Genomic DNA, 26,378 nt, shown 5'->3' with positions numbered 1-26,378 from the left:
TGTTCAGTCGCCGACCGGACCGAAGCCGGAGAACTCGGCCACGAACGCGCGCGAACGGGCACGAACGGGCGCGAGCCGGACCGTCACACCTGCCCCAGACGTACAACGGTCACCGCTGCCCCAGGCGCACATGGGAGCCGAACCGGTCGCTTCCCTCGGAGACGAAGGTCGGTCCGGGGGCGATCTCGGTGAAGCCCGCGTCGCGGACCACCGGCAGAGCGCTCGCCGTCAGCTCCGCCCAGTGCTCCGGCGTGGCCGGACGGACGGAGAGCGGGAAGCCGGCCTCGCGCCAGGACTTGCGGTCCGTGTCCGACAGCTCCCACCACAGGAGCTGCGCGGCGTGCCCCGCCTGGGCCATCGTCTTGCCCGCGGACATGTCCAGGTGCGGGTTGAGCCAGAGCGTCGGTGCGTCGGGGAGGGCCGCGCCGGGGGCCGTCGGGTCCTCCAGGTCCGTGCCGGACACCTGGAGCTTCGCCAGCTCCTTGGGCCAGCCGTCCAGCGGGATCGGCGGGAACACCCGTACCTCCGCGGACTCGCCCGTGACCGTGATCCCCGGGAGCTCCCCGGCCCGCCGCCACTCCGCGCCGCGCGCCCGGCGCACGACCTTGCGGATCCGGGCGTCCTGCCAGTCCGTCATCGCCCGTGCCCACTCGCCGTCGCCCGTGGAGCGCTCGTCGGCGAGGATCTCCAGGACGGCGCGGGCGGCGGTCTCCAGAGCGTCGGTACGCGCCGGGGGCTCGGCCCGCTCGATCCGTACGACGAGGGGCAGGACGAACTGCGGCTTCTCGTCGCGGACATCGGCGGGCACATCGGTGTGCACTTCGGTGCGGACGGCGGTGTGGATTTCGGTCTCGTTGCTGCTCACCCGGCCAGTTTGCCACTGCTCGCACAGGTGTTTCTTGTCGGATTGGTCGGTTCCGCGACAGGATGCCTTTCATGAAGAGTGATCTTTTTTCCACCGAACACCTTGCCGAGACCGCCGCGTTGCCGGGCATGAGCCTGCAGAACGCCAAGTGCGTGAAGTACGTCGTCAACGGAGAGATGCACGCCCGTCAGGGATCGATGATCGCCTTCCGCGGCGACCTGCAGTTCGAGCGCAAGGGCCAGGGCATCGGCGGCATGCTCAAGCGCGCCGTGACGGGCGAGGGCCTCGCGCTGATGGCCGTGCGCGGCCAGGGCGAGGCGTGGTTCGCGCAGGAGGCGCAGAACTGCTTCATCGTCGAGATAGAGCCCAACGACGCGCTCACCGTCAACGGCCGGAACGTGCTCTGCTTCGACGCCACACTCTCGTACGAGATCAGGACGGTGAAGGGCGCCGGCATGACCGGCGGCGGCCTCTTCAACAGCGTCTTCACCGGTCAGGGAAAGATCGCCCTGGCCTGCGAGGGCACCCCGATCGTCATCCCGGTCACCCCGCAGTCCCCGGTCTGCGTCGACACCGACGCCGTCGTCGGCTGGAGCGAGCAGCTCCAGACCTCGCTCCACCGCTCGCAGTCCATCGGCTCGATGATCCGCGGCGGCTCGGGCGAGGCCGTCCAGCTCCGCCTCGACGGCCAGGGCTTCGTCATCGTCCGCCCGAGCGAGGCCACCCCGCAGAAGGCCTCCAACTGAACCTGGAACGGGTGGGGCGCCGCTACGGCCCGCGCGGGCCGTGGGTGCTGCGCGAGGTCGACCTCGTCCTGCCCGCCGGCGCCCTCGTCCGGTTCACCGGCGCCAACGGCAGCGGCAAGTCGACGCTGCTGCGGGTCGTCGCGGGCGTCGACGCGCCGACGGAGGGCCGGATCACCGGCCGGCCGCCGCGCACCTCGTACGTGCCGGAGCGCTTCCCGGTCGCCCTGCCGTTCACGGCGACCCGCTATCTGACGCACCTCGGACGCGTCCAGGGGCTCGGCCGGACCGAGGCGGCCGAGCGGGCACGGGCGTGGCTGGAGCGCTTCGGCGCGGGCGCCTTCGCGGACGCCCCGCTCGCCGAACTCTCCAAGGGCAGCAGCCAGAAGGTCGCCGTCGCCCAGGCCCTGCTCGCGGACCCGGCGCTGATCGTCCTGGACGAGGCGTGGACCGGCCTGGACACCGCCGCGCGGCGCGAACTCGACCGCGCGGTCCGCGAGCGGGTCGCGGCCGGCGGCACGGCGGTCTTCGTCGACCACGACCCGCGCCGCCTCGCGGGGGAGGCCGACGCGGTGTACGAGGTGGAGGCGGGCCGGGTACGGGCGGGGGCTTCCGCGGGCGCCGCCGAGTGGAGTCCCGTCGTACCGCCGCCCCGCGCCCGGATCGTCGCCTCCGGCGGCCGCCCGCTCCCCGACGGGCTGCCCGGGGCACCCTCCCGCGAGCCGGGGCCGCGCCCCGACGGCACGGCGACGACGGCGTACGCGGTCGACGCCGCGCACTCCGACGCGCTGCTCCGGGCGCTGCTCGACGCCTCCTGGCACATCCACGAGCTGAGCACCGAAGGCGCCCGGACATGACGACCGCACTGCTGCGCTACCAGACCGACCTGCTGCTGCGCTCCCAGCGCTGGCTCGCACCGCTCCTCCTCTACGCGGTCTTCCTCGCCGTCGGCGTGCGCGGCGGGGAGCCCGTGCTCGGCTCCCTCGGCTACGCGGCCGCCGCGCTGCTCCCCGTCACGGCCTGGCTGGTACGGATCTGCCTCGGTCAGGAGCCCGCCGCCGCGCGGAACGTGGTGGCCGCCGCGGCCGGGCGGCAGCGGGCGCACGTGGCGGCGCTCCTGGCCGCCGTCGCCTGCGCGGCCCCGCTCGGGGCGGTCGCGGTGCTCGCCGTGACGGCGGTCGCCGACCTGCGGGGCGTCGGTGCGGCGCGGGCCGTGGCCGCGGGGCTCCTCGCCACGAGCACCTGTGTCCTGACCGGCGCCGCCGTGGGCGCCCTCACCGGCCGGCCGCTGCTGCGCTCCCGGGGCTGGTCCCTCGGGGCGCTGGTCCTGGGCTCGCTGCTCGCCCTGGTGACGACCGGCTCCCCGGCGAAGCACGCCGTGACGGGCCTGGTCACCGGCGCGCGTGCCGCGACGGTCACGCTGCCGTGGGCCGCCCTCCCGGGCGCCCTGCTCCTCGCCGCCGTCGCGGTGGCGGTCAGCGTCAGGGCCACGGCCTGGCGGGAGTGAGTACGCTCGACGCCATGGATTCGGACGTGGACTCGGGCTCGGGCGCGTACTGCGAACCCGTACGCGCGGAAGGGGCAGCGGAAGCGGCGGCGACCGGCCGTACGGCGGCGGAAGGGCCGCCGTACGCCGAGTGCGTGCTGTGCCGGCAGCCGACCGAGTACCCCGAGTCGGCCAAGGGGATCACGCTCTGCCCGGTCTGCGAGTGGCAGGAGGCCCAGCGCTCCGCCTGCTCGGGCTAGGAAGTGCCGGAGCGACCGGCCATCAGCTCCGAGACCTTCACGAAGCGGTAGCCCCTCGCGCGCAGTTCGGGCACGATCTTCCGGATCGCCTGCTCGGTGACGGGCGCGGCGCTGCGCGTGCAGTGCATGACCACGAGCGAGCCGGGCTTCACCCCGTCGAGCACCTGCTCGGCGACCGCGTCGCCGTCCTTGGCGAAGGCGTCGCCGCTGACGACGTCCCACTGCACCGCCGTGACCTTCGCGGGCGCCAGCGCGCGCAGCGCCCCGTCGTCGTAGCAGCCGCCGGGGAACCGGAAGTACGGCACGACATTGCGCGCCCCCGCCTTCCGGAACGCCTCGAAGGCCCGCTTCACATCGGCGGCCATGTCCTGCTTCCCGACCGTCGGCAGTCCGTAGCAGGGCGAGGCGAAGGCGTAGTGGCTGTACGAGTGGTTGGCGATCTCGAAGCGCGGGTCGGTGCCGATGGACCGCGCCTGGTCCGGGTACTCCTCGGCCCACCGGCCCGTCATGAAGACGGTCGAGTCGACCTTCAGCCGCCGCAGGGTCTCGATCAGCGCCGGGTTGTCGAACCGCTCACCGCTCGCGGCCCGACGCCCCTGGTCGGCCGTCATGTCGGCGTCGAAGGTGAGGGCGACGACCTTGTCGCCCCCCTTGCGGGCCCGCTCGAAGACCGGGGTGAGCCCGCCGGGCCCGGGCGCCATCGTCGGCGGCGCCTTGTGGACGACGGCCGGTCCGGGCGCGGCACCGGCACTGGCGCCGGCGCTGGCGACCGGCTTGGGGTTGGACGGGGTGGGGCTCGACTTCGTGGGGCTCGACTGCTTGGCGGACGGTCTTTCAGGCCCCGTCGCCGTGTCGGCCGCGCCCCCGCCGCAGCCGACGAGTACGGCACCCAGCAGAGCAAGCGCCGACAGTTTTCGTACAGAAATGGTCACGCACGGAAACTAACCGATCAGGTCGCGAGCAGCCGCTTCCGGCACTCCGCCACGTCGAAGTCGCCCGGCGGGTACTGCGGGTCCAGGGCGGTGAGGTGTTCCAGGAGGAGCTTGCTGATCGCCCAGTTGCGGTACCACTTGCGGTCCGCCGGGATCAGATACCAGGGCGACTCCTCCGTCGAGCACCGTTCGAGCGCGAGTTCGTACGCCTCCTGGTACGCGGGCCACAGCGCCCGCTCCTCGATGTCGCCCGCGTTGAACTTCCAGTGCTTCTCCGGGTTGTCCAGACGCTCCAGGAGACGGGCGCGCTGTTCCTCGTACGAGACGTGCAGGAAGACCTTGACGATCGTCACGCCGTCGTCGGTCAGCGACTCCTCCCAGCGGTTGATCTGGCCGTAGCGGCGGCCGAGATCGCGGCGGGGGACCAGTTCGCGGACGCGGGCGATGAGGACGTCCTCGTAGTGCGAGCGGTCGAAGATGCCGATCTCGCCCGGCACCGGCAGCGCCCGGGCGATCCGCCAGAGGAACGGGTGGCCGCGCTCCTCGGCGGTCGGGGCCTTGAAGGCGCGGATCCGGCAGCCGGACGGGTTGAAGAACCCGATGACGTGCTTGACCGTGCCGCCCTTGCCGCTGGTGTCCATGCCCTGGAGGACGAGCAGCAGCCGGCGCCGGTCGCCGGCCGTGCTCGCCGCGTACAGGCGCTCCTGGAGGTCGGCGAGGTCGGGGCCGAGCAGGGCCGTCGCCGCGATCCCTGCCACCTTGTCCGGTGGGCCGTCCGGGATCTCCGAGGCGGAGTACGCGGACAGGTCGACCGGCTTGCCGACGGGCAGGCGCAGGACGTCCCGGAGGACCGGCTCCCGCTTCCGCCGGCCGTCGAGCTGTGACTTCGCGCTCTTCGCGCTCGTCGCGTTCTTGTCGCGCTTCTCGTTCCGCTCTTGCTTCCCGCGCTTGTCCTGCTTCTGCTTGTCCTTGTCCTTCTTGGCCACCTCGCCGACCCTTCCCGTCCGTCGACCCGTCCGCCCGGCCCGCGCCTTCCCCCCCCGATCCTGCGACGGAAAGCGCGGGCGCGCGACCGGGCGTCGGCGGCGGCTAGGTGGGCGCCGTCAGCACCAAGGGCCCCGCACGGCGAACGTCGTCCCCGGCGTATAGCAGTTGACGTACATGGTCGTGCCGTCCGGGGAGAACGTGACCCCCGCGAACTCGCCCCACTCCGGGGCCTGTGGCGTGCCGATGTTCTGGGCCCCGCGGGCCACCGCGTACACCTCGCCCTTCCGGGTCAGGCCGTACACGTGCTGCGCCCCCTCGCCGTCCTCGCAGACCATCAGGCCGCCGCTCGGGGCGAGGCAGATGTTGTCCGGCGACTCGCCGGGGAGCTGGATGTCCGTGCTCGGGCCGAAGACGACGACGAGGGTCAGCCGGCGCCGCTGCGGGTCGTACCGCCACACCTGGCCGAAGTGCGTCGCGCCCGAACCGTCGGCGGTCCGGGCGAAGGACGAGACGAAGTAGACGGACCGGTCGCCCCAGTAGCAGCCCTCCAGCTTCTGCGCGTGCGTGATGCCCCGCGGCCCGAAGTCCTGGAGCCTGATGGGCGTCTCGGCCGCCTGCGGGTCCGGCACGGGAACCCACTCGACCCCGTCGAAGCTCGCCCCGGTCTCCTGGATCACCGAGAGGTCGGGCACGCCCGGAACCCGCATGGCCTCCAGCGCCCCGCCCGCGCGCAGCGAACCGTGGCCGCCCAGCGGCTTCTCGGGCAGGAAGCGGTAGAAGAGCCCGAAGGGCTTCTCGAACGCGTCCTCCGTCTCGTACACGATCCCGCTGCGCGGATCGACGGCGATCGCCTCGTGCTGGAACCGGCCCATGGCCGTGAGCGGTACGGCTCCGGTGCGGCGCGGGTCGGCGCCGTCGACCTCGAAGATGAAGCCGTGGTCCTTGGTGTAGCCGTTGGTCCCGGCTCGGTCCTCGGTCTCCTCGCAGGTGAGCCAGGTGCCCCAAGGGGTCGGCCCGCCCGCGCAGTTGACGGCGGTGCCGGCGATCGCGACCCGCTCGTCGAGGACGTTGCCGCGCCCGTCGAGTGTGAGCGCCGTACAGCCGCCCTTCGCGGCCGGGTCGTACGTCAGGCCCTCGACCGTCGGGACGCCGATCTTGCCGGTGACCCGGTTCTCGTGGTTGCGGACCAGATGGACGCGGCCCCGGCGGCCGGGGAAGGCGCCCATGCCGTCGAAGTTGCTGGGGACGGGGCCCTCGCCGGAGCGGAGGGGGTCGCCCTGGCGGGAGAGGACCGTGTAGCGGAATCCCTTGGGGAGGTCGAGGAGACCGGCGGGGTCCGGGATGAGGGGGCCGTAGCCGGCGTGGCCCCGGGCGGCGGCGGTACCGGCGAAGAGCTCGCCGAGGGCGCCCGAGAAGGCGATACCGGCGACGGAGGCGCCGGTGCGGGAGAGGATCTGACGTCGTGTCGCGGACATGCTGAGGCAACCCACTTCTGTTGGCGGACAGAGAGGTGTGGCGGGCACGTGTGACGTACGTACGCGTGTGGCGGGCGTACGTCGGTGGCGTACTCGCGTGGCGTGTTTCGTGTGACCCGCATGTGTGTACCACGTGGTCTGGTGACACGTGAACCCATGCGGGCCTCACGGCCTCATAAGGCGTCAGAAGCGTTACGGATCAGACCAGTTCGGCGGTCAGGGTGATCGTCGTACCCGTGAGCGCCTGGCTGACGGGGCAGTTCTTCTTCGCGTCCTCGGCCAGGGACTGGAACTGGTCCGCGTCCAGACCCGGAACCTCACCGCGGACGGTCAGGTGGATGCCCGTGATGCCCTCGCCCGGCTGGAAGGTGACGTCGGCCTTGGTCTCCAGGCGGGTCGGCGGGTTGCCCGCCTTGGCCAGGCCGTTGGAGAAGGCCATCGAGAAGCAGGACGAGTGCGCGGCGGCGATCAGCTCCTCCGGGCTGGTCCTGCCGTTCGGCTCCTCGGCGCGGGACGGCCAGGAGACCTCGTACGAGCCGAGCTTGGAGGAGTCGAGGGTGACGACGCCCTTGCCCTTGAGGAGGTCGCCCTCCCAGACGGTGTGGGCGTGGCGGACGGTGGCCATGTGAATCCCTTTCGATCGGGTATGGCCCCCAACCTACTGCTCGACCAAGCCCTTCGCGTCGCGAGCGAGCGCGGTGAGCCGGGAGATCGCCCGGAAGTACTTCTTGCGGTACCCGCCGTTCAGCATCTCCTCGCTGAACAGCCGGTCGAAGGGGAGCCCGGAGGCCAGGACCGGGACCTCCCGGTCGTAGAGCCGGTCGGCGAGGACGACGAGCCGCAGCGCGGTCGACTGGTCCGGGACCGCCTGCACGTCCGTGAGACAGACCGCCGCCAGGTCGTCGGTGAGCGCGCCGTACCGGCTGGGGTGGACCTTGGCCAGGTGGTCGAGCAGATGCGGGAAGTCGTCGAGGGAGGCGCCGGGGGTCGCGTACGCCGCCTTCGTCACCTGTTCGTCGGAGTACGGCGCCGGTGCCTCGGGCAGCCCGCGGTGGCGGTAGTCCTCGCCGTCTATCCGGAGCGGACGGAAGTGCGCGGAGAGGCCCTGGATCTCGCGGAGGAAGTCGGCGGCGGCGAACCGGCCCTCGCCCAGCTTGCCCGGCAGCGTGTTGGAGGTGGCGGCGAGCGCCACGCCCGCCTCGACCAGGCGGCTGAGCAGGGAGGAGACGAGGACGGTGTCGCCCGGGTCGTCCAGTTCGAATTCGTCGATGCAGAGGAGCCGGTGACCGCTCAGGGTCTTCACGGTCTGCTGGAAGCCGAGCGCGCCGACCAGGTTCGTCAGCTCCACGAAGGTACCGAAGGCCTTGAGCCCCGGCTCGGCGGGCGTCGCGTGCCAGAGGGAGGCGAGCAGGTGGGTCTTGCCGACGCCGTACCCGCCGTCGAGGTAGACACCGCGCGGCCCGCTGGGGGCGGCCGGCTTCTTCGCGAACCAGCGGCTGAGGGCCGGCCGCTTGCCCGCGCCGGTGGCGTGGGCGCCGCCGAGCCCCTCGGCGAAGGAGCTGAGGACCTTGACCGCGTCGGTCTGGCTGGGCTGGTTCGGGTCCGGGATGTACGTGTCGAAGCGGACCGAGTCGAACCGCGGCGGCGGCACCATCTCCGCGACGAGGCGGTCGGCGGGGACATGGGGCTCCCGGGCGCAGAGGGAGGCCGGAGCCGCTTCGGTGGAAGCCGCTTCGGTCATGGCACGGGGGGCGTGGGAGGCACGGGTCGACACAGTTCCCCACTCTAAGCGCCGTGTCAGACTGCGAGGATGCGACGCCTGTTCCCTGTGACGGACATGACAGCCACGACGGCCCCGACGGCGGTCGGTGTCTTGGACAAGGAGGGGTCCGGGCCTGACGCTCTCCGTGACCGGGAGTGGTCCCTCGACGAGCTCGCCGATGCCTACGCGTATCCGGAGCTCGCCCCCGGCGAGAGCTGGCTGCGCGCCAACATGGTCTCCTCGCTCGACGGCGCCGGGCAGCACGACGGCCGGTCCCAGCCGCTCTCCTCCGACAGCGACATGCGGATCTTCGGCACCCTGCGCGGCCTCGCCGACGTGATCGTCGTCGGCGCGCAGACCGTGCGCCAGGAGGGATACCGCCCGGCACGCGCGCGTGAGGCCTTCGCGGCCCGCCGGGCGGCCGCCGGGCAGGGGGTCGCGCCGGTGATCGCCGTGGTCAGCGCCTCCCTCGGCCTCGACTTCACGCTGCCGCTCTTCACCGAGTCCCTGGTCCCGACCCTCGTCCTGACCGGCGCCGGGGCGCCCGCCGACCGCGTCGCCGAGGCCCGGGCGGCCGGGGCGGAGGTGGTGATCGCGGGCGACGGGACCGGCGTCGAGCCGGGCCGCGCGGTGGCGGCGCTCGCCGAGCGGGGGCTCCGGCGGCAGCTGACCGAGGGCGGTCCCCGGCTCCTGGGCCAGTTCGTGGCGGCCGGGGTCCTCGACGAGATGTGCCTGACGGTCTCGCCGACCATGACGGCGGGCAGTGCGCAGCGCATCGCCGGAGGCCCGTCCGTGGCCGTCCCGCAGCGGTTCGACGTGGCGTCCGTGCTGGAAGAGGCCGGGTTCCTTTTCACCCGCTACCGTCGGATCTGACAATCGGCGGAATTTGTCGTTCCGGTTAGCTTCCGCTGGGCACACTTACCCCCGTAGACCCCGTGCGGGCACGGGGAAGGATGGTTTCCGCAGAAGGGCTCCTGAGGTGTTCACAAGCGTTCTGATGATCGAGAAGCCCCTCACGTCCGTCGACGTGGAATTCGTCACCACCCTGCACGGCGACGAGGAAGTGTCCTTCATCGTTCTGATGCAGCCCCGTGGTGACCAGGCCGATGTACTGCTGCGCGCCATCGACGACGTCGCCATGGGCGAACTGAAGGAAGCGACCCGCGAGGGTGAGGAGCCGGAGGGCAAGGCGGCCCGTGTCCCCGCCGAGCAGGCCCTGGAGTACTCCCTCCAGGGGCTGCGGAACGCCGGCTGCGAGGCGGTCGGACAGGTGGTCGAGGACCACCCCCTGGACAAGATGAAGTCCGTGGTCGAGGAGTCCGAGGCGGACGAGGTCATCGTGCTGACGGCCCCGCACTATGTGGAGGAGTTCTTCCACCGCGACTGGGCGTCACGGGCCCGTCACAAGGTCGGCGTACCGGTCCTGAAGCTGTTCGCGCACAGCGAGGCGGAGAACGCGGAGGGGTAAGGGGACGTGTCGTGGCCGCCCCGCCCGTGCGGGGCGGCCGCCGCGTAGGGCGCGGGCGCGCCCCGGGGGCCGTCAGCCAGGGGCTGTCACAGGGAGCCACTAGGCTGGGGACCTCCTGTACGTCGTCCCCCGGGGAGAACACTCATGGCACCCGCCATCCCTACCGCCATGGAACGGCCGCACTTCATCGGCATCGGCGGTGCCGGAATGTCGGGCATCGCGAAGATCCTCGCCCAGCGCGGAGCGAAGGTGGCCGGCAGCGACGCGAAGGAGTCCGCGACCGCCGAGGCGCTGCGCGCGCTCGGGGTCACGGTGCACATCGGGCACGCCGCCGGCCACCTCGCGGACGACGCCTCCGCCGTCGTCGTCTCCAGCGCCATCCGCGCCGACAACCCCGAGCTGGCCCGCGCCGCCGAGCTGGGCATCCCGGTCGTCCACCGCTCCGACGCGCTCGCCTCCCTCATGGACGGCCTGCGCGCGATCGCCGTCGCCGGTACGCACGGCAAGACCACGACCACGTCGATGCTGGCCGTCGCGCTCACCGAGCTCGGTCTCGACCCCTCGTACGCCATCGGCGGCGACCTCGCGGGCCCGGGCACCAACGCCCGGCACGGCGACGGTCAGGTCTTCGTGGCCGAGGCGGACGAGAGCGACCGGAGCTTCCAGAAGTACGACCCCGAGGTCGCGATCGTCCTCAACGTCGAGCTGGACCACCACGCGAACTACGCCTCCATGGACGAGATCTACGAGTCCTTCGAGGCCTTCAGCGCCAAGATCCGCCCCGGTGGCACCCTCGTCGTCGGCGAGCACGCGGGCGCGCGCGAGCTTGCGCGCCGCGTCGCGGGCCGGCAGGACCTCCGGATCCTCACCGTCGGCGAGTCCGCGGATTCCGACGCCCGGATCCTCTCGATCACCCCGAAGGGCATGACCAGCGAGGTCGTCGTCCTCCTCGACGGCGTCGAGCACACCTTCACCGTCTCCGTCCCCGGCCGTCACTACGCGCACAACGCGGCCGCGGCCCTCGCCGCCGGCTCCCGCGTGGGCATCGACCCGGCGGAGCTGGCCCAGGCCCTCACCGCGTACACCGGAGTCGGCCGCCGCCTCCAGCTCAAGGGCGAGGCCGCCGGCGTGCAGGTCATCGACTCGTACGCGCACCACCCCACCGAGATGACCGCCGACCTGGAGGCCATGCGCGGCGCCGCCGGGGCCGCGCGCCTCCTGGTCGTCTTCCAGCCCCACCTCTTCTCCCGCACCCAGGAGCTCGGCAAGGAGATGGGCGACGCCCTGGGCCTCGCCGACGCCTCCGTGGTCCTGGACATCTACCCGGCCCGCGAGGACCCGATCCCGGGCATCACCAGCGAGCTGATCATCGCGGCGGCCCGCGCGGCCGGCGCGGACGTGACGGCGGTCCACGACAAGGGCACGGTCCCGGACGTCGTGGCGGGAATGGCCAGGCCCGGTGATCTCGTTCTGACGATGGGCGCGGGCGACGTCACGGACCTCGGTCCGGAGATCCTCGCCCGCCTGTCGAGCTGAGGAGCATGTGATGGCGTCGTACGAGGTCGAGAAGCCGGACGAGCAGTGGCGCGCGGAGCTGACCCCGCAGGAGTACCAGGTCCTGCGCCAGGCGGGCACCGAGCCCGCGTTCCGGGGTGAGTACACGGACACGAAGACGAAGGGCGTCTACTCCTGCCGGGCGTGCGGCTCCGAGCTGTTCACGTCGACGGAGAAGTTCGAGTCGCACTGCGGCTGGCCGTCCTTCTACGACCCGAAGGAGAGCGAGGCGGTCGAGCTGATCGAGGACCGCTCGCACGGGATGACGCGCACCGAAGTCCGCTGCGCGCGCTGCGGCTCGCACCTGGGCCATGTCTTCGAGGGCGAGGGCTACCCGACCCCGACGGACCAGCGGTACTGCATCAACAGCATCTCGCTGCGCCTGACGCCGGACGAGGGCTGACCGGCCGCTCCTTTATTCGTTGGAGGTCCCGGCGGGGCACTGCCAGGGTGTGGCGCATGACGCCGCACCCCGCAGAGCGACTCCTGACGGAGCCGCATGCCCCGCCGGTACTGCGCAGACGACCTGAGCTCGAGGTGGACGCGTGACCGGCCCCGTACACGTCGTCTATGCGCACCCCAGTGAGCGGAGCTTCACGCGCGAGGTGCTCGACGCGTTCCTCGGCGGCCTTGCCGACGCCGGTCGGCCGTACACGGTGTCGGACCTCTACGCGATGGACTTCCGCGCGGAGCTCACGCGGGCCGAGTACGAGCGCGAGTCCGGGTACGACGCCGACGCGCCCGTCCCCGAGGACGTCGCCGCCGAGCACGCCAGGCTCGCCGTCGCCGACACGTGGGTGTTCGTCTACCCGGTGTGGTGGGCGGACTGCCCGGCCAGGCTCAAGGGCTGGTTCGACCGCGTCTGGACGGTGGGGTTCGCCCGGGGAGTCACCGGTCCGCGCCGCATGGTGGCCGAGAAGGCCCTGGTCCTCTGTACGGCCGGGTACGACATCGCCGAACTCGAAGCCTCCGGCTGCTACCGCGCGATGAGGACCGTCATGCTGACGGACCGTATCGGCGAGCGGGCGAGGGCGAGCGAGTTCGTCGTCCTCGGCGGCTCCGCGGGCGCGAGTGCGAGCGGCTGGCAGGTGCTCAAGGGTGAGCACCTGGCCAGGGCGGCGGCGCTGGCGCGTTCGGTCTGACGCCCAGCGGTTCAGCGGGTCTTCGCCGCCTCGGTCTCGGGGGCGGCGCTCCGCGGCTGCGCGTCGGAGCGGCCCCCGCGCCGCCGGGCGAAGTCGCCGACGGCGAGGGTCAGGACGCCCGCGAGCAGGCCCCAGAAGGTCGAGCCGATACCGAAGAGCGTGAAGCCGGACGCGGTCGCGAGGAGGGTGACCACGGCCGGTTCGCGCAGGCGGTCGTCGCGGAGGGCCGAGGTGAGGGAGCCGCCGATCGTGCCGAGCAGGCCGATGCCCGCGATGCCCAGGACGAGGGCCGGCGGCATCGCCGTCAGCAGCCAGCCGACCGTTCCGCCGAAGAGGCCGACCAGCAGATAGAAGACCCCCGTCCAGACACCGGCGATGTACCGCTTCCTGGGGTCGGGGTGGGCCGCCTCGCCACTGCAGATGGCGGCGGTGATGGCGGCCAGGTTCAGGCCGAAGCAACCGAAGGGCGCGAGGACGGTGTTGACCGTTCCGGTCCAGGTCAGGAGGGGTGAGATCGGGGTGGAGTAACCGGCGTTGCGGAGCACGGCCACCCCGGGCAGGTTCTGCGAGGCCATGGTCACGGCGAAGAGCGGCAGGCCGACGCCTATCAGGACCTGCCAGTCGAACTCGGGGCGTACGAAGGCCGGTTCGGCGAGCGTGAGCTCGAAGCCGTCCAGCTTCCACGAGCCCTGCCACGCCGTCGCGGCGACACCGACGGCGAGCGCCGCGACGACCGCGTACCGGGGGAACCAGCGCCGGCCGACGAGGTACGCCAGGAACATGGGGACCGCGATGACGCCGTTCCGCTCCATCTGCGTGAAGAGTTCGGTGCCGAACTGGAGCAGGACACCGGCGAGCAGCGCCGAGGCGAGCGGGACCGGGATCCGGTTCATGATCCGTTCGAACCAGCCGGTGACCCCGCTGATGACGATGAGCACGGCGGACAGCAGGAACGCCCCGACCGCCTGAGCCATCGTCACCCCCTGCAGGCCGGTGGCGAGGAGCGCGGCGCCGGGCGTCGACCAGGCCGTCACCACGGGGGCGCGGTAGCGCAGCGAGAGGCCGATGCAGGTGACCCCCATCCCGATGCCGAGGGCGAAGACCCAGGAGGTGAGCTCGGCGGAGGTGGCCCCCGCGGCTTTGGCGGCCGTGAAGACGACGGCCACGGAGCTGGTGACGCCGATGAGCACGGCGAGGAATCCGGCGGAGACGGCGGTGGTCGGCGCGGCGGATCGAATATGTCGTATGAAATCCATGGCCCGGGCATCCTGGCACACCGACTTCCGGGCGCCCGAGGGGTTTTCCACAGCCCTTGTCGCGAGGGCCCGGATGGCCGCAAGATCCAGGAGTGATCCATTTTGGGGAGGGGAAAATGATCAAGGGGAGCAATGCCTTCGTACCGACGGTGCCGCTGCGGATCGCGGTGCGGGGCGGGGTGGACGTCGCGGCGCTGCTGCTGACGGAGACGGGCCGGGTCCGGGGGGACGCGGACATCGTGTTCCACGGGGCACCGGTCCATCCCTCGGGCGCGGTGCGCCTGTTGGGGGACGACCAGGGCACGGTCTGGCTGGAGGCGGGCCTCACGGCGATCGAGGGGGACATCGCCCGGGTCCTCGTGGTCGCCTCGACGGAGAACGGCGCGCTGCGGGACGCGCGGGGCCTGTCCGCGGTGGCGTTCGCGCCGGACGGCACGTCGGTCGCGGGGTACGACGTGACGGACGCGGGCGGCGAGACGGCGATGGTCTTGGCGGAGCTGTACCGGAAGGCGGGGGGCTGGAAGTTCCGCGCGGTGGGCCAGGGTTGGCTGAACGGCCTGGCGGGCCTGGCGAGCGACTACGGGGTGGACGTGGCAGAGGGGCCGGGGGCGGGGGGCGCGGGACCGGGACCGGTTCAGGGCCCGACGGCGGCTCCGCCCCCAGACTCCGGCTCCGGCTTTCCGGGCTCCCGGGCCCGGGCCCGCGCCCACGGTGGTGGTTCCGGCCGCGCCGCCGGGCGGAGTGCAGGACTGGACGTTCGGTGCGGTGTTCCCGCCGTACACGCAGAGCGGCAGGGACAACGAAGTCCTCACGGTGGACGGCCTTCCGCCGGGGCCGGTCGTGGTCGAACTCGAGATACGGGGAGACGGTTACACGGGCCTCTGGACCCTCAACCGGCTGAACAAGGAGGGGGATAACCTCGTCAACAGCACCGAGGAGAATTTCCGGGGCCGCACACTCGTCCAGGTCCCCGGAAGCGGTCGACTGCGCCTCAAGCTGAGGGCGGAGGGCCCCTGGCAGTTCCAGGTCCTGCCGCTGGCCGCCGCGACGCGCCTGACGGAGCAGGAGATGGAGAACCGGGGCCCCGACGTCTTCCTCCACACGGGCGGGACGGCCGATCTGGCCCTGCACTACCGGGGCGACGACAACCTCATCGTCCACCTCTATGAACTGGAGGGCCACGACGACCCCACGACGCTGCCCAGTTACGAGAACGTGGTCAACGAGATCGGCAAGCGCCGGGAGACCGTTCCGCTGCCGGAGGGCCCGGTCATCGTGCACATGGAGATGGCCGACGGCCCGTGGCGGGGACGGCTGAAGCACCTCCAGCCGCACAGCCGCCGGCCGACCGACGGCCGGCCCGCACCGGTGACCGACATGAGCAAGGCCCAGGGCTGGCTACGCCGAGGGAGGCGCTGACCGTCCCGACGGCGAGGTCCCACCGCCCGCAGTAGGGAGAAGATCGAGGTGCTCTCGCTGCGGGGGAGTCCCGCGAGCCTCTGCGGCCGGTAGGGGCCCGGGTGGGCCGGGAAGTGGCGGCGCGGAAGGGCCAGTTGCCGGCTGCGATCGCAAGCCTGTCACTCAAGATCATGTGAGCGACCGCACATCTGAAGCGCCGCCTGCCGGCGGTCAGGTCCTCGGCTCCAGCAGGTCCCAGCGGTTGCCGTAGAGGTCTTCGAAGACGGCGACCGTGCCGTACGGCTCGTGGCGGGGGGTCTCCAGGAAGCGGACGCCTGCCGTGGTCATGCGGGTGTGGTCGCGGGTGAAGTCGTCGGTGTGGAGGAAGAAGCCGACCCGGCCGCCCGTCTGGGCGCCGACGGCGGACTCCTCCGCCGGGTTCTTCGCCCGGGCCAGGACCAGGGCCGTGCCGGAGGGGCCGCCCGGCGGGCGGACGACGACCCAGCGGGTGCCGTCGCCGCGGTCGGTGTCCTCGACGAGGTCGAAGCCGAGGGCATCGGTGTAGAAGGCGACGGCCTCGTCGTAGTCACGGACGACGAGAGTGACGAGAGCGATGAAGGACATACCACGAGGTTATACGTATGACCGATCGGGCGCCACGCGGTGCGACAATGCACCGCATGGACGCCCAGCTGCTCGCCGAGCTCACCGACCGCGCCCGGCTCCTCGCCGTCCCCGGCCGGCGGCGGATCCTCGGGCTCGCCGGGGCGCCCGGGGCGGGGAAGTCCACCCTCGCGGCGCGGCTCGTCGCCCGGCTCGACGGCCTCGCCGTCCTCGTGCCGATGGACGGCTTCCACCTCGCCCAGGCCGAGCTGGAGCGGCTCGGGCGCGCCGGGCGGAAGGGGGCGCCGGACACCTTCGACGCCGCCGGGTACACCGCCCTGCTCGCCCGGCTCCGTGTCCCCGAGCCGGGTACGACCGTCTATGCCCCCGCGTTCGACCGCGCCCTGGAGGAGCCCGTCGCCGGGGCGGTGCCCGTCGCGCCGGAGGTCCCGCTCGTCGTCACCGAGGGGAACTACCTGCTCCACGACGAGGGTCCGTGGGTCGATGTCCTGCCGCTGCTCGACGAGGCGTGGTTCCTGGAGCTCGACGACAACCGCCGGGTGCCTCGGCTCGTCGAACGCCACGTCCGCTTCGGCAAGGAGCGCGCCCACGCCGAGCGGTGGGTCCGCGACTCCGACGAGTCCAACGCCCTGCTCGTCGCCCGGGGCAGGGGCCGTGCCCACCTCGTCGTGAGCATGAGCTAGGGCCTTTCGTTTGGATCATGCCGGGCTCGCGGGGTCTGGTGCCGCGCCTCGCCGCGTTGTCGTCGGTTGCCAACGCTCCGCGTTGACGCCCTCCTCCGCCTTGCGATGCACGGCACCAGACCCCGCTCCCTGATCCGGCCTGATCCAAACGAAAGGCCCTAGTGGGACCGGCCGGCGTGGTCCGTCGCCGCTTGCGCCAGAGCCCGGACGATCGGGTGCGGGCGTGAGCCGTCGCCCGCCAGTTCCGGCTGGAAGAGCGTGGTCAGGAAGAAGGGGTGGCCCGGCAGTTCCGCGATCCGGACCTGCCCGCCCTCGTCCTCGCCCGTGAACCGCAGTCCGTGCGCCCGCAGCGTGTCCAGGTGGCGGGTGTCGGGGCCGTAGGAGCAGTGGTACCGCTCCGTCGTCCGCTCGGTGCCGAGCACCGACTCCGCGAGCGAGCCCGGCGTGACCCGCACCGCCCCCTCGTGGCCGACCAGTGAACAGGCGAGCGGCGCGATCAGCAGGTCGTCGTCGGCCGCCGCCGGGTCGTTCTCGGCGTGCGCGGCGGCGGTCAGGCCGCAGACGTCGCGGGCGAACTCCAGCAGCGCGTGCTGGAAGCCGCCGCAGGTGCCGAGGAAGGGGATGCCGTCCTCGCGGGCGGTACGGATCGCGGCCAGCGCGCCCTCCTCGCTCTCGTACGGGCTCCCCGGCAGCACCCACACGGCGTCGAAGCCCTTCACCGCGCCCGGTGCCTCCGCGTCGCCGGTCGGGATCCAGTACGCGTCGAGGACGAGGCCGTCGCGCTCGGCCAGCGCGTCGAAGAGAGTGGGGATGCGGACGTGGGACTTCACGTGCGGGGAGCGGTCGCCGACGAGGGCGACGCGGGGGGTGTGCCGGGTGATGGTCGATGCCTGGTTCATGCCGACCATGCTGGTCGGACGGGCTCGTTCACGTCCAACGATGATTCCTGCACTCCCGATCGCGAACGCTTATGACGTCGACCCGCGCTGACCAGGTAGCCTCGCGACCGCACACGTTCACGGGGGAGTCGTCGCACATGTATCCGATCCAGTTCGAGTTGCCGTACCAAGGCCCGCATCACGGAGGGCTGCGGAAGCGCTCCACGCACTCGTGGGCCGGAACGGTGGCCGGTTTCGGGACGGTCGAGCTGTCGACGCCCGCGGAGGAGGAGTTCGCCCGGGATCTCGTCGGCGCCTGGGTGTCCGGGCGGGGGATACCGCCCATGTCGTTCCTCGGCGTCGGCTTCCGTGACCGGCCGCGCTTGGCGGACATGACCCTGACCGTCGACGGCTGGAGCGGAAAGCTCAAGCGCCGTCATCTGGCGGTCACCCCGCGCGGGCGGGCGCTGCGGATCGAGGTCGCCGGGCGTTCGTACCGTTACCAGGTCCTGGGCAGCAAGTACCGGCACGAGCTGCGGCGTGAGGGCGCCGTCCTCACCATGGCGCGGTCGAGCTGGCGGTACCCGGAGTGCATCTCGGGTTCCGGGCAGGGCCACTGCGACGGCCTGGACATCGGCCTCGCGATCCTGCTGGAGGGCGCCTACACCCGCAACCTCTCCTTCAGCGGCGCGCTCTACTCGTGGCCGGGGCGCTTCCTGAGCCGCCTGGATCTGCCGGACTTCTGATCCGAGGACCCGATCCGACCACCGCAAGGCCCCGCACCACCCCGAGGACCCGACGACCCCGAGGACCCGACCACCTCAAGGACCCGACGGCCCCAAGGACCCGACGACCCCGAGGACCCGACCACCCCAAGGACCCGCACCACCCCATGGACCCGCACCACCTCCGTACCCTCGTCACCGTCGCCCGGCTCCGCTCCTTCTCCGAGGCGGCCCGCGAGCTCGGCTACACCCAGTCCGCCGTCTCCCAGCACATCGCCGCCCTGGAGGGCGACCTCGGTCTGCCGCTCCTCCTCCGCAGGCCCGTCGTGCCCACCCCGGCGGGGGAGCGGCTGCTCGAACACGCCGGTTCGCTGCTGCTCCGGCTCGACGCCGCCCGCGCCGACCTCGCCCGGTTCGCCGCCGCGCCGCCCGAGACGCTGACCCTCGCGGCCTCCCCGCTCGCCCTGCACCCCCGTACCCTCGCCGCCCTGCCCGCCGTCGGCGTCACGCTGCGGACCCTGCCCCGCGACGAGGTGCCCGCCGCCGTCGCGACCGGAGCGGCCGACCTCGGCCTGGTGGACGGACTTGCCGCCCCCAGCGACCCGTTGCGGCTGCCCGACGTCGCCCCGCTCACGGCCACCCGGGTCGCCGAGGAGCCCCTCGCCGTCGTCCTGCCCGTCGGCCATCCGCTCGCCGGGCGCCCCGGCCTGCGCCTCGCCGACCTCGTCGACGCCCGCTGGCTCGACGCCCCCGACGCCGGCATCCCGCTCGACCGGCTCTGCTCCGCGCACGGCGGCCCCGCCGGCCAGGGCTTCCGTACCGCGCTGCGCCACGAGGGCACCGACAGCCGCCTCCTCGGAGCCCTGGCCGCCGCCGGGCACGGCCTCACCCTGCTGCCCGTCTCCCTCGCCGCCGCGGTCCCCAGAGCCGTCGCCGTACCCCTCACCTCCCCGCGCCTCGTCCACCGCGTCGAACTCCTCCACACCGGCACCGAACCAGGGGGCCCGGCCGCGGAGTTGGCCGGACAGCTCGTCGCCTGAGCGGAGACACCCCCTAGGCTGGTCCCACGGCGAGGGGCGACAGGGAAGGCGGGGCTGACGTGGGGTTGTTCCGACGAGGGCCACGGCGCGACGGTGACGACGCGCCCAGGGACCCCGAGTTCTCGTACTTCTCCGTCCGCGAGGCCGCCCTCTTCCGCAGCCGCGTCCGCGAGGCCTTCGCCGAACTCGGCCTCGAAGTCACCGTCTACGCCGACCTGGTGCGCGACGCCGACGGCCGTGCCTTCGGCCTCGGCAACCTCGCCGCCGTCTGCCACAACGACCGGCGCGGACCGCGCGTCTGGCCCGCGCTGATCCGCCGCCATGTGAGCCTCGTGCTGCGGACCATGGACGGCCCCTCGGCCCTCGACACCCTCCGGCCCGAGCAGATCCGCGCCCAGCTCTACCCCCGCGTCGTCAGCGGCGAGGGCATCGACCCCGGCACCTTCGGCTACGCGCGCAGCGTCGCGCCGGGGCTGTACGAGATTCTCGCCCTCGACCTCCCCGAGAGCGTCATGATGCTCACCGACGAGGCGCTCGAACCCCTCGGCGACCTCGACGACCTGCGCGACCGCGCGCTCGCCAATCTGCGCGGGCTGCCCGTCGAGGGACACGAGACGGTCCGGGACGCCGACGGCATGTGCTTCGAGGTCATCCTCGGCGACTCCTTCTACACCGCGAGCCGCGTCCTCGACCTGGACGCCGTCGTACGGCGCGTCACCGGGCGCCCGCTCGGCGAGTACGGGGCCCTGGTCGCCATGCCGTTCCGGCACCAGCTGGCCTTCCACCCGATCCGCGACACGACGATCGTGCCCGCGCTCGGCGCGATGGCCTCGTTCGCCGCCTCCGGTTACGAGGACACCCCGGGCGCCATCAGCCCGTACGTCTTCTGGTGGCGCGGCGGCACGCTCACCCAGCTCAGCGACCACGACGAGGACGGCGGCGAGCTGCGGATCGTCGTCGGCGAGGACTTCCACGACCTGCTCGAACGCCTCATCTCCCAGGGCCCCGGGCCCGGCCCCGACACCCGCTGACCGCACCCGCCCCGACCCGCCCCGACCGGTCGCGCCGCAGGGGCTCGACCGGCAGGATTGACCCCATGCCGAGTACGCCTGAGTCCGCTCCCGCGCCCTTCACCGCCGACGACTACCGCGCCCGGATGAACCGTGCCGCCGAGTCCGCCGCCGACGCCGGACTCGCCGGCGTCCTCGTCGCCCCCGGCCCCGACCTCGTCTACCTGACCGGCTACCAGCCGACCGCGATCACCGAACGGCTCACCGTCCTCGTCCTCGCCGCCGGCCAGGACCCGGTGCTCGTCGTGCCGACGCTGGAGGCCCCGGACGCCCAGAGGGCGCCCGGCGCCGCCGCGCTCACGCTGCGGGACTGGACCGACGGCAAGGACCCGTACGCCGTCACCTCGCCGCTCCTCGACGTGACCGGCCGGTTCGGCGTCAGCGACAACGCCTGGGCCATGCATCTGCTCGGCCTCCAGAAGCAGCTCCCCGACACGTCGTACGTCTCCCTCACCGAGGCGCTGCCGATGCTGCGGGCCGTCAAGGACGCCCACGAGCTGGAGCGGATCGCGGTGGCCGGCGCATCCGCCGACCGGGCGTACGGCGAGATCCTCAAGGTCGCCTTCGCGGGCCGTCGGGAGACCGAGGTGGCCGCCGATCTCGCCGCGCTGCTCATGCGGTTCGGCCACTCCCAGGTCGACTTCACCGTCGTCGGCTCAGGCCCCAACGGCGCCAACCCGCACCACGAGGCGGGCGAGCGGGTCATCGAGCGTGGGGACATGGTCGTCCTCGACTTCGGCGGCCTCAAACACGGGTACGGCTCCGACACCACCCGTACCGTCCACGTCGGCGAACCGACCGACGAGGAGCGGCGCGTCCACGACCTCGTACGGGAGGCGCAGCAGGCCGGCTTCGAGGCTGTACGGCCCGGCGCGGCCTGCCAGGACGTCGACCGGGCGGCCCGCAAGGTGATCACGGACGCGGGCTACGGCGAGTACTTCATCCACCGCACCGGCCACGGCATCGGCGTCACGACCCACGAGCCGCCGTACATGATCGAGGGCGAGGAGCTCCCGATCGTGCCGGGCATGTGCTTCTCCATCGAGCCGGGCGTCTATCTGCCGGGCCGCTTCGGGGTCCGCATCGAGGACATCGTGACGGCCACGGAGGACGGCGGCCCGGACGGTACCGGCGCCGGCCGCCGCTTCAACAACACCCCGCACGAGATGGCGATCGTCGAGTAGCCCGCAAGAAGCTCACCCGTCCGTCAGGACCACCGCGCACTCCGCCGGCAGCCGCAGCAGGCCGTCTGCGCCCGGGGCCTCGACCGGCTCCCAGGCCGCGAGGACCCGGTCGCGGCCGTTCGTGCCCAGCGGGATGGCCACCGGCTCCTTGCCCAGGTTGACCGCGATCCGCAGCACCCCGCGCCGGAACGCCAGCCAGCGGGCCTCCTCGTCGAAGGCGACCCGGACCGCCGCCAGGTCCGGGTCGGTGAGGTCCGGCAGGGTGCGGCGCAGCGCGATCAGCTCCCGGTGCCAGGCCGCAAGCCGGTTGTGCGGGGCGCGCTCGCGCTCCGTACGGTCCAGGACGGAACGGTCCCGGGTGGACGGGTCCTGCGGGTCCGGGATGTCCTCCTCCGCCCAGCCGTGCTCGGCGAACTCCCGGCGCCTGCCCCGCCGTACCGCCTCCGCGAGCTCCTCGTCCGTGTGGTCGGTGAAGTACATCCAGGGCGTGGTCGCCCCCCACTCCTCGCCCATGAACAGCATCGGCACCGAGGGCCCCGTCAGGACGAGCGTCGCCGCGCAGGCGAGCAGCCCGGGGGAGAGCGTCGCCGAGAGCCGGTCGCCGAGCGCCCGGTTGCCGATCTGGTCGTGCGTCTGGGCGTAGCCGAGGAAGCGGTGCGCGGGCGTACGGACCCGGTCCACCGGGCGCCCGTGGTGGCGGGCCCGGAAGCTCGAGTACGTACCGTCGTGGAAGAAGACATGGGTCAGGGTCTTGGCGAGCGCGGCCAGCGGGGCGCTCGCGAAGTCGGCGTAGTAGCCCTGGTCCTCGCCGGTCAGGGTCGTGTGCAGGGCGTGGTGGAAGTCGTCGTTCCACTGGGCGTGCAGGCCGAGGCCGCCCGAGACGCGCGGGGTCGTGGTGCGCGGGTCGGCGAGGTCCGACTCGGCGATCAGGAAGTGCTGGCGGCCCTGCTCCCGCGCCAGCTCGTCCACCGCCTCGCTCAGCTCCTCCAGGAACGTCAGCGCCCGGTTGTCCACCAGGGCGTGCACGGCGTCCAGCCGGAGCCCGTCGATCCGGTAGTCCTGGAGCCAGGCGAGCGCGCTGTCCCGCAGATACCGGCGGACCTCGTCCGAGCCTGGCGCGTCCAGGTTCACCGCGGCGCCCCACGGCGTGTGGTGGGTGTCGGTGAAGTACGGGCCGTAGGACGGCAGGTGGTTGCCCGACGGGCCCAGGTGGTTGTGGACGACGTCCAGGACCACGCCCATCCCGAGCCCGTGGGCCGTGTCGACGAAGCGCTTGAGCGCCGTCGGGCCGCCGTACGGCTCGTGGACCGCCCACGGCGCCACGCCGTCGTATCCCCAGCCGCGGGTGCCCGGGAACGGGCAGAGCGGCATCAGCTCCACATGGGTGATGCCGAGCCCCGCCAGCTCGCCGAGCCGCTCCGCCGCCGCGTCCAGGGTCCCGTCCGGGGTGAAGGTCCCGACGTGCAGCTCGTACAGGACGGCGGCGCGCAGCCGCAGCCGCGGGGCCTCGTTGAACCAGACGTACGCGGAGTGGTCGACGACCGCGCTCAGCCCGTCGGGGCCGTCCGGCTGGCGGCGGGACCGGGGGTCGGGCAGGACGGGGCCGCCGTCCAGGGAGTAGCCGTACCGGTCGCCGTCCTCGGCCGGTACGACGCCGGACCACCAGCCGGCCCGCTCGGCGTCCCGCTCCAGCGGATGCCCGGTGCCGTCGAGCTCCAGCGTCACCCGGTCACGGGCCTGCGGGGCCCACACCTCGAACAGCACCGGCCGATCCCCTCGTCGATGGTCCTCGCGCACAGCCGTTCCGCCAGGAACGACGGCTGCTTCCGCCAGGAACTGCGGCTACGGCGACCATCCTGGCAGTCAGGACCCGGCCGCGCCCGGCGTGTCCCACACGAAGTCGATCGCCCGCTGGAAGGTCGCGTAACCCGTCCGGGCGAAGGCCCTGGCCATCGGGACGTTGCCCAGGTCGGTCGCCGCCCGGATGCGGGGCACGTTCTCTCCGGCGAGGACGCGGGTGCCCTCGGCGAGGATGTCGTCGATGTAGCCCTGGCCCCGGTGGGCGGGGAGCACACCGATGTAGGCGATCGTGTGGTTGTAGTTGTTGCGCGCGGGCACGACGAAGCCGACCGGCTCGCCGGTCTCCGGCAGCTCGGCGACCCGCCACCACGCCCGGGGCGAGGCGTACTGCGCGAACTCCTCGTCGTAGTGCTGCTCCGCCGCCTCGCGGGGCGTAAGACCGGACGCCAGATCGGCCTGCCCGTGCGCGTCGAGGGTGCCTTCCAGGACCGGGGCCATCAGCGCGACCAGGTCCTCGCGGTCGCGCACCGGCCGGAAGTCGAGGCGGCCCGTCGCCTCCGGTACGGGGGTGCCGGGGAGCCACTCCAGGCGCAGCCGTTCGACCAGCGGGCGCGCGCCCGAGGCCTCCAGGACGCGGAAGAGCGTCTCCAGTTCGGCCCGCGTTCCCGGCACTTCGCGCCAGTCCGCCGGCAGGAACCGGTTGAACTCGGGGCGGGCCGTGCCCGCCGGTACGACCGCGGCGGTCGCCGTCTCCAGGAGGCGGAGGCCGATCTCGGCGCGCTCCTCCTCGGGCAGTTCGGGGTCGAGGTCGAAGAAGTCGAGGGCGAGCGGCTCGCCGCCCGCCTTCTTGGTCCACCAGGAGATCCTGGCGAGGACCCGGTCGCCGCGCAGGGCGACCCACATCCAGGCCGGCACGCGGCGGCCGGTGGCGAGGTCGTCCTCGAGTTCGTGGTCGAGGACGTAGCTGAGCCGTTGGAACAGCTCCAGCTCCTCCGGTCCGGCGAGCGGGCGGAGTATCACGCCGTCGGGCGTGGCGGTCGAGGACGCGGTCACGTCATATCCCCCAGGGAGTCGAGTCCGCAGAAGCTATCAGCGATCTTGACGCGGCCGGTACGGGCTTAAGGGGCGATGCGGCCGCCCCGAACCGCCGACGGGGCCGCCCCGGAACCGCCGACGGGGTGCCGGCGGGGCCGCCTTTCCGCCCCCTTCGCACCCGTTCTGGACACCTCGGGCCCCTCGGACGGACAATCACCGTGTGACCACCCCTTTCGAGTTCTCCACGCACCCCGCTCGGCTCTCCGACGCCGAGCGGGACCGCGCGCTGGAGCTCCTCCGTGAGGGTGCCGCGCAGGGCAGGCTCTCGCACGACACCTTCCTGTTCCGGATGGAGCGGGCGCTCGCCGCCCGGCAGCCGGACGAACTCGCCCTCCTCACCGCCGACCTGCGCACCGAGTCCGGCTGGACGCGCCGCCTGGTCGGGGCGGTGGAGAAGGTGTCCGCGTTCACGGCGAAGCTCGGCCGCGCCTGGCACACCGAGCGGTTGCCGAAGCTGCTGATGCCGGAGCCGGGGCCGCACCCGCTGCGGATCGGCCGCGACCCGGTGAACGGGCTGCGGCTCAGCCACGAGACGGTCTCCCGGCTGCACGCCGAACTCTCCCTCCAGGGCGGGCTCTGGGTCCTGCGCGACCTCGGCTCGACCAACGGCACGACGGTCAACGGCCGCCGGGTCACGGGCGCGGTGGCGGTCCGAGTGGGGGACGCGGTCGGCTTCGGACAGATGACGTTCAGGCTGTCGGTGCGCTGAGCGACTCTGGGAGGCGGGCGCTCACCGTGACAACTCCCCGGGAAAATCGGGGACTTCCCCTAAGGGTGGGGGTAACCCCCCTTTCCGTACGCGGGAGTCCACCAGTGACCGCGTACCGCCTCCGCCGGGAGGCTTCTCTCCATGAGAAGCACAGAAGTCCCGGTCACGGTCCGAACGGCGCAGTGGTGTGCGACCCACCCGTGGAAGGCGATCGCGGGCTGGGTGCTGCTGCTCGCCCTCTGCGTCGGCGCGGGGGCGGCCGTCGGCACGCACAAGGGGACCTTCGCCGACTTCTGGATCGGTGAGGCGGGACGGGCCGAGGCGATGGCCTCCGGGAGCGGCCTGACGCCTCCGCCGGTGGAGCAGGTGCTGATCGAGGGGAAGACCAAGGCGGGTGCCACGACCGCCGCGGAGGAGATCCGGCGGCGGATGGCGGCGCTGCCCTCCGTCGAGGCGGTCGGCGCACCCGTCGCCTCCGCCGGGCGCCCGGAGACGGTGCGGGTCGCGGTCACGCTGCGCGGGGACCGGGAGACGGCGAAGAAGGACGTCGGGACGCTCCTCGCCGAGACGGCCGCCGTCCAGCGGGCGCACCCCGAGCTGACGATCGAACAGACCGGCAGCGCCTCCGTCTCCGTCGCGGTCAACGACAAGCAGGGGCAGGAACTTCAGCGGACCGAGATGATCAGCCTCCCGGTCACCTTCCTCATCCTCCTGGTGGTCTTCGGCGCGGTGCTCGCCGCCGGAATCCCCGTGCTCCTCGCCCTGTTCGCCTTCGTCGGCGCGGTCGGCCTGTACGGAGTGGCCTCCTGGGTCTTTCCCGACGCGGGCGGCGCGGCGCTCAGCGTCATCTTCATGATGGGCATGGCGGTCGGCGTCGACTACTCGCTCTTCTACCTCAAGCGGGCCCGCGAGGAACGCGAGCGGTCCGGCGGCACGATCTCGCACGCCCGCGCCGTCGAACTGGCCGCCGCGACCTCGGGCCGCGCGGTCGTCGACTCCGGGCTCGCCGTCGCCCTCTCCCTCGCCGGCCTGTACCTCGTCGGGGACGTGATCTTCTCGTCGATCGCCACGGGCGCGATCCTGGTCACGCTGGTCGCGGTCGGCGGCTCGCTGACCGTCCTGCCCGCCCTGCTCGCGACGTTGGGCCACCGCATGGACGGCGGCCGGCGCGACCCCCACCCGCGCCCCCCCGCACCCCGCGGGGGGGAGCGGCCGGGGGGGGGCGCGCGGCAGGGGCCCCGA

Annotated in this window: 28 protein-coding genes and 1 pseudogene; 18 read left to right on the top strand and 11 right to left on the bottom strand. The window is 72.8% G+C overall.

What is annotated here, in order from left to right:
• Nucleotides 1–109 precede the first annotated feature (109 nt).
• Nucleotides 110–844, bottom strand: coding sequence for a peptidyl-tRNA hydrolase (locus AB0F56_RS28180; protein ID WP_362014587.1), 735 nt, complete (start codon nucleotides 842–844; stop codon nucleotides 110–112).
• A gap of 92 nt (nucleotides 845–936) precedes the next feature.
• On the opposite strand from AB0F56_RS28180, the gene AB0F56_RS28175 reads away from it, so the two are divergent.
• From AB0F56_RS28175 to AB0F56_RS28160, 4 genes are read left to right on the top strand one after another with little or no spacing between them, the layout of a single operon-like run.
• Entirely contained in the window at nucleotides 937–1,611 is a 675-nt protein-coding gene (locus AB0F56_RS28175) for an AIM24 family protein (protein ID WP_362014443.1), read from the top strand.
• A complete protein-coding gene (locus tag AB0F56_RS28170; RefSeq protein ID WP_362014586.1) occupies nucleotides 1,608–2,465 on the top strand; it encodes an ABC transporter ATP-binding protein in 858 nt (285 codons plus the stop codon). The genes AB0F56_RS28175 and AB0F56_RS28170 overlap by 4 nt, the downstream gene beginning before the upstream one ends.
• A complete protein-coding gene (locus tag AB0F56_RS28165; RefSeq protein ID WP_362014441.1) occupies nucleotides 2,462–3,115 on the top strand; it encodes an ABC transporter in 654 nt (217 codons plus the stop codon). Before AB0F56_RS28170 ends, AB0F56_RS28165 begins: the two co-directional genes overlap by 4 nt.
• A gap of 14 nt (nucleotides 3,116–3,129) precedes the next feature.
• Nucleotides 3,130–3,354: a hypothetical protein gene (locus AB0F56_RS28160; RefSeq protein WP_362014440.1), complete on the top strand. Its 225-nt coding sequence runs from the start codon at nucleotides 3,130–3,132 to the stop codon at nucleotides 3,352–3,354.
• Here the strand turns inward: AB0F56_RS28160 and AB0F56_RS28155 are convergent.
• The 5 genes from AB0F56_RS28155 to zapE form a co-directional block, all read right to left on the bottom strand.
• A complete protein-coding gene (locus AB0F56_RS28155) occupies nucleotides 3,351–4,286 on the bottom strand; it encodes a polysaccharide deacetylase family protein (RefSeq protein WP_362014438.1) in 936 nt (311 codons plus the stop codon). The two genes, AB0F56_RS28160 and AB0F56_RS28155, sit on opposite strands and share 4 nt — an antisense overlap.
• Nucleotides 4,287–4,303: 17 nt before the next feature.
• On the bottom strand, nucleotides 4,304–5,122 hold the full coding sequence (locus tag AB0F56_RS28150) for a PPK2 family polyphosphate kinase (protein ID WP_362014584.1): 819 nt from the start codon (nucleotides 5,120–5,122) through the stop codon (nucleotides 4,304–4,306).
• A 267-nt stretch (nucleotides 5,123–5,389) separates the two neighbouring features.
• Nucleotides 5,390–6,748, bottom strand: coding sequence for an alkaline phosphatase PhoX (locus tag AB0F56_RS28145; RefSeq protein ID WP_362014436.1), 1,359 nt, complete (start codon nucleotides 6,746–6,748; stop codon nucleotides 5,390–5,392).
• Between the two features lie 199 nt (nucleotides 6,749–6,947).
• Nucleotides 6,948–7,373: an OsmC family protein gene (locus AB0F56_RS28140; protein WP_362014435.1), complete on the bottom strand. Its 426-nt coding sequence runs from the start codon at nucleotides 7,371–7,373 to the stop codon at nucleotides 6,948–6,950.
• 33 nt (nucleotides 7,374–7,406) lie between these two features.
• Nucleotides 7,407–8,489: a cell division protein ZapE gene (gene zapE / locus AB0F56_RS28135; protein WP_362014433.1), complete on the bottom strand. Its 1,083-nt coding sequence runs from the start codon at nucleotides 8,487–8,489 to the stop codon at nucleotides 7,407–7,409.
• A gap of 69 nt (nucleotides 8,490–8,558) precedes the next feature.
• On the opposite strand from zapE, the gene AB0F56_RS28130 reads away from it, so the two are divergent.
• The 5 genes from AB0F56_RS28130 to AB0F56_RS28110 all read left to right on the top strand — a co-directional run bounded on the left by AB0F56_RS28130 (nucleotide 8,559) and on the right by AB0F56_RS28110 (nucleotide 12,674).
• A complete protein-coding gene (locus AB0F56_RS28130; protein ID WP_362014431.1) occupies nucleotides 8,559–9,383 on the top strand; it encodes a pyrimidine reductase family protein in 825 nt (274 codons plus the stop codon).
• Between the two features lie 106 nt (nucleotides 9,384–9,489).
• On the top strand, nucleotides 9,490–9,978 hold the full coding sequence (locus tag AB0F56_RS28125) for an indole-3-glycerol phosphate synthase (RefSeq protein WP_362014429.1): 489 nt from the start codon (nucleotides 9,490–9,492) through the stop codon (nucleotides 9,976–9,978).
• A 144-nt stretch (nucleotides 9,979–10,122) separates the two neighbouring features.
• The gene (gene murC / locus AB0F56_RS28120) at nucleotides 10,123–11,514 is read left to right on the top strand and encodes a UDP-N-acetylmuramate--L-alanine ligase (RefSeq protein ID WP_362014427.1); all 1,392 of its coding nucleotides are present in this window, start codon (nucleotides 10,123–10,125) and stop codon (nucleotides 11,512–11,514) included.
• 10 nt (nucleotides 11,515–11,524) lie between these two features.
• Complete coding sequence (msrB, locus tag AB0F56_RS28115; RefSeq protein WP_362014425.1) at nucleotides 11,525–11,935, top strand: peptide-methionine (R)-S-oxide reductase MsrB; 411 nt, start codon at nucleotides 11,525–11,527, stop codon at nucleotides 11,933–11,935.
• A 142-nt stretch (nucleotides 11,936–12,077) separates the two neighbouring features.
• Nucleotides 12,078–12,674, top strand: coding sequence for an NAD(P)H-dependent oxidoreductase (locus AB0F56_RS28110; protein WP_362014423.1), 597 nt, complete (start codon nucleotides 12,078–12,080; stop codon nucleotides 12,672–12,674).
• 11 nt (nucleotides 12,675–12,685) lie between these two features.
• On the opposite strand, the gene AB0F56_RS28105 is transcribed toward AB0F56_RS28110, so the two are convergent.
• Entirely contained in the window at nucleotides 12,686–13,930 is a 1,245-nt protein-coding gene (locus tag AB0F56_RS28105; RefSeq protein WP_362014422.1) for a benzoate/H(+) symporter BenE family transporter, read from the bottom strand.
• 116 nt (nucleotides 13,931–14,046) lie between these two features.
• On the opposite strand from AB0F56_RS28105, the pseudogene AB0F56_RS28100 reads away from it, so the two are divergent.
• Nucleotides 14,047–14,451: pseudogene (locus AB0F56_RS28100) on the top strand (TerD family protein); the annotation flags it as partial.
• Between the two features lie 244 nt (nucleotides 14,452–14,695).
• Nucleotides 14,696–15,349 (top strand): hypothetical protein, encoded by a 654-nt coding sequence (locus tag AB0F56_RS28095; protein ID WP_362014601.1) that lies wholly within the window; start codon nucleotides 14,696–14,698, stop codon nucleotides 15,347–15,349.
• A 210-nt stretch (nucleotides 15,350–15,559) separates the two neighbouring features.
• Here the strand turns inward: AB0F56_RS28095 and AB0F56_RS28090 are convergent, their stop codons facing one another.
• Complete coding sequence (locus tag AB0F56_RS28090; RefSeq protein WP_362014420.1) at nucleotides 15,560–15,952, bottom strand: VOC family protein; 393 nt, start codon at nucleotides 15,950–15,952, stop codon at nucleotides 15,560–15,562.
• A 56-nt stretch (nucleotides 15,953–16,008) separates the two neighbouring features.
• Between AB0F56_RS28090 and AB0F56_RS28085 the strand changes: the two genes are divergently transcribed.
• Nucleotides 16,009–16,635: a nucleoside/nucleotide kinase family protein gene (locus tag AB0F56_RS28085; RefSeq protein WP_362014418.1), complete on the top strand. Its 627-nt coding sequence runs from the start codon at nucleotides 16,009–16,011 to the stop codon at nucleotides 16,633–16,635.
• 158 nt (nucleotides 16,636–16,793) lie between these two features.
• Here AB0F56_RS28085 and AB0F56_RS28080 read toward each other — a convergent pair whose 3' ends face one another.
• Nucleotides 16,794–17,534, bottom strand: coding sequence for a hypothetical protein (locus AB0F56_RS28080; RefSeq protein ID WP_362014417.1), 741 nt, complete (start codon nucleotides 17,532–17,534; stop codon nucleotides 16,794–16,796).
• 137 nt (nucleotides 17,535–17,671) lie between these two features.
• Here AB0F56_RS28080 and AB0F56_RS28075 point away from each other — a divergent pair, with 137 nt between their 5' ends.
• The 4 genes from AB0F56_RS28075 (at nucleotide 17,672) to AB0F56_RS28060 (ending at nucleotide 21,532) form a co-directional block, all read left to right on the top strand.
• Nucleotides 17,672–18,259: a hypothetical protein gene (locus tag AB0F56_RS28075; protein WP_362014416.1), complete on the top strand. Its 588-nt coding sequence runs from the start codon at nucleotides 17,672–17,674 to the stop codon at nucleotides 18,257–18,259.
• A 146-nt stretch (nucleotides 18,260–18,405) separates the two neighbouring features.
• Entirely contained in the window at nucleotides 18,406–19,278 is an 873-nt protein-coding gene (locus tag AB0F56_RS28070; protein ID WP_362014414.1) for a LysR family transcriptional regulator, read from the top strand.
• A gap of 59 nt (nucleotides 19,279–19,337) precedes the next feature.
• Nucleotides 19,338–20,309: a hypothetical protein gene (locus tag AB0F56_RS28065; protein WP_362014413.1), complete on the top strand. Its 972-nt coding sequence runs from the start codon at nucleotides 19,338–19,340 to the stop codon at nucleotides 20,307–20,309.
• A 65-nt stretch (nucleotides 20,310–20,374) separates the two neighbouring features.
• Complete coding sequence (locus AB0F56_RS28060; RefSeq protein ID WP_362014411.1) at nucleotides 20,375–21,532, top strand: aminopeptidase P family protein; 1,158 nt, start codon at nucleotides 20,375–20,377, stop codon at nucleotides 21,530–21,532.
• A gap of 12 nt (nucleotides 21,533–21,544) precedes the next feature.
• Here the strand turns inward: AB0F56_RS28060 and treZ are convergent, their stop codons facing one another.
• Entirely contained in the window at nucleotides 21,545–23,296 is a 1,752-nt protein-coding gene (treZ, locus tag AB0F56_RS28055) for a malto-oligosyltrehalose trehalohydrolase (protein WP_362014409.1), read from the bottom strand.
• 99 nt (nucleotides 23,297–23,395) lie between these two features.
• Entirely contained in the window at nucleotides 23,396–24,385 is a 990-nt protein-coding gene (locus tag AB0F56_RS28050) for a GNAT family N-acetyltransferase (RefSeq protein ID WP_362014407.1), read from the bottom strand.
• 202 nt (nucleotides 24,386–24,587) lie between these two features.
• Here AB0F56_RS28050 and AB0F56_RS28045 point away from each other — a divergent pair, with 202 nt between their 5' ends.
• Together AB0F56_RS28045 and AB0F56_RS28040 are read left to right on the top strand one after the other, a co-directional pair.
• Nucleotides 24,588–25,136 carry a DUF1707 and FHA domain-containing protein gene (locus tag AB0F56_RS28045; protein WP_362014405.1) on the top strand — a complete coding sequence of 183 codons (549 nt, stop codon included), beginning with the start codon at nucleotides 24,588–24,590 and terminating at the stop codon, nucleotides 25,134–25,136.
• Between the two features lie 141 nt (nucleotides 25,137–25,277).
• Nucleotides 25,278–26,378, top strand: a 1,101-nt coding sequence (locus AB0F56_RS28040) for an MMPL family transporter (protein ID WP_362014404.1), incomplete at its 3' end; no start/stop codon positions are given.

This window comes from Streptomyces sp. NPDC026092, assembly GCF_040638605.1.
Lineage (GTDB): Bacteria > Actinomycetota > Actinomycetes > Streptomycetales > Streptomycetaceae > Streptomyces.
Note: the sequence above shows the minus strand (reverse complement) of the source record. Positions and strands in the feature narration are given on the sequence as shown.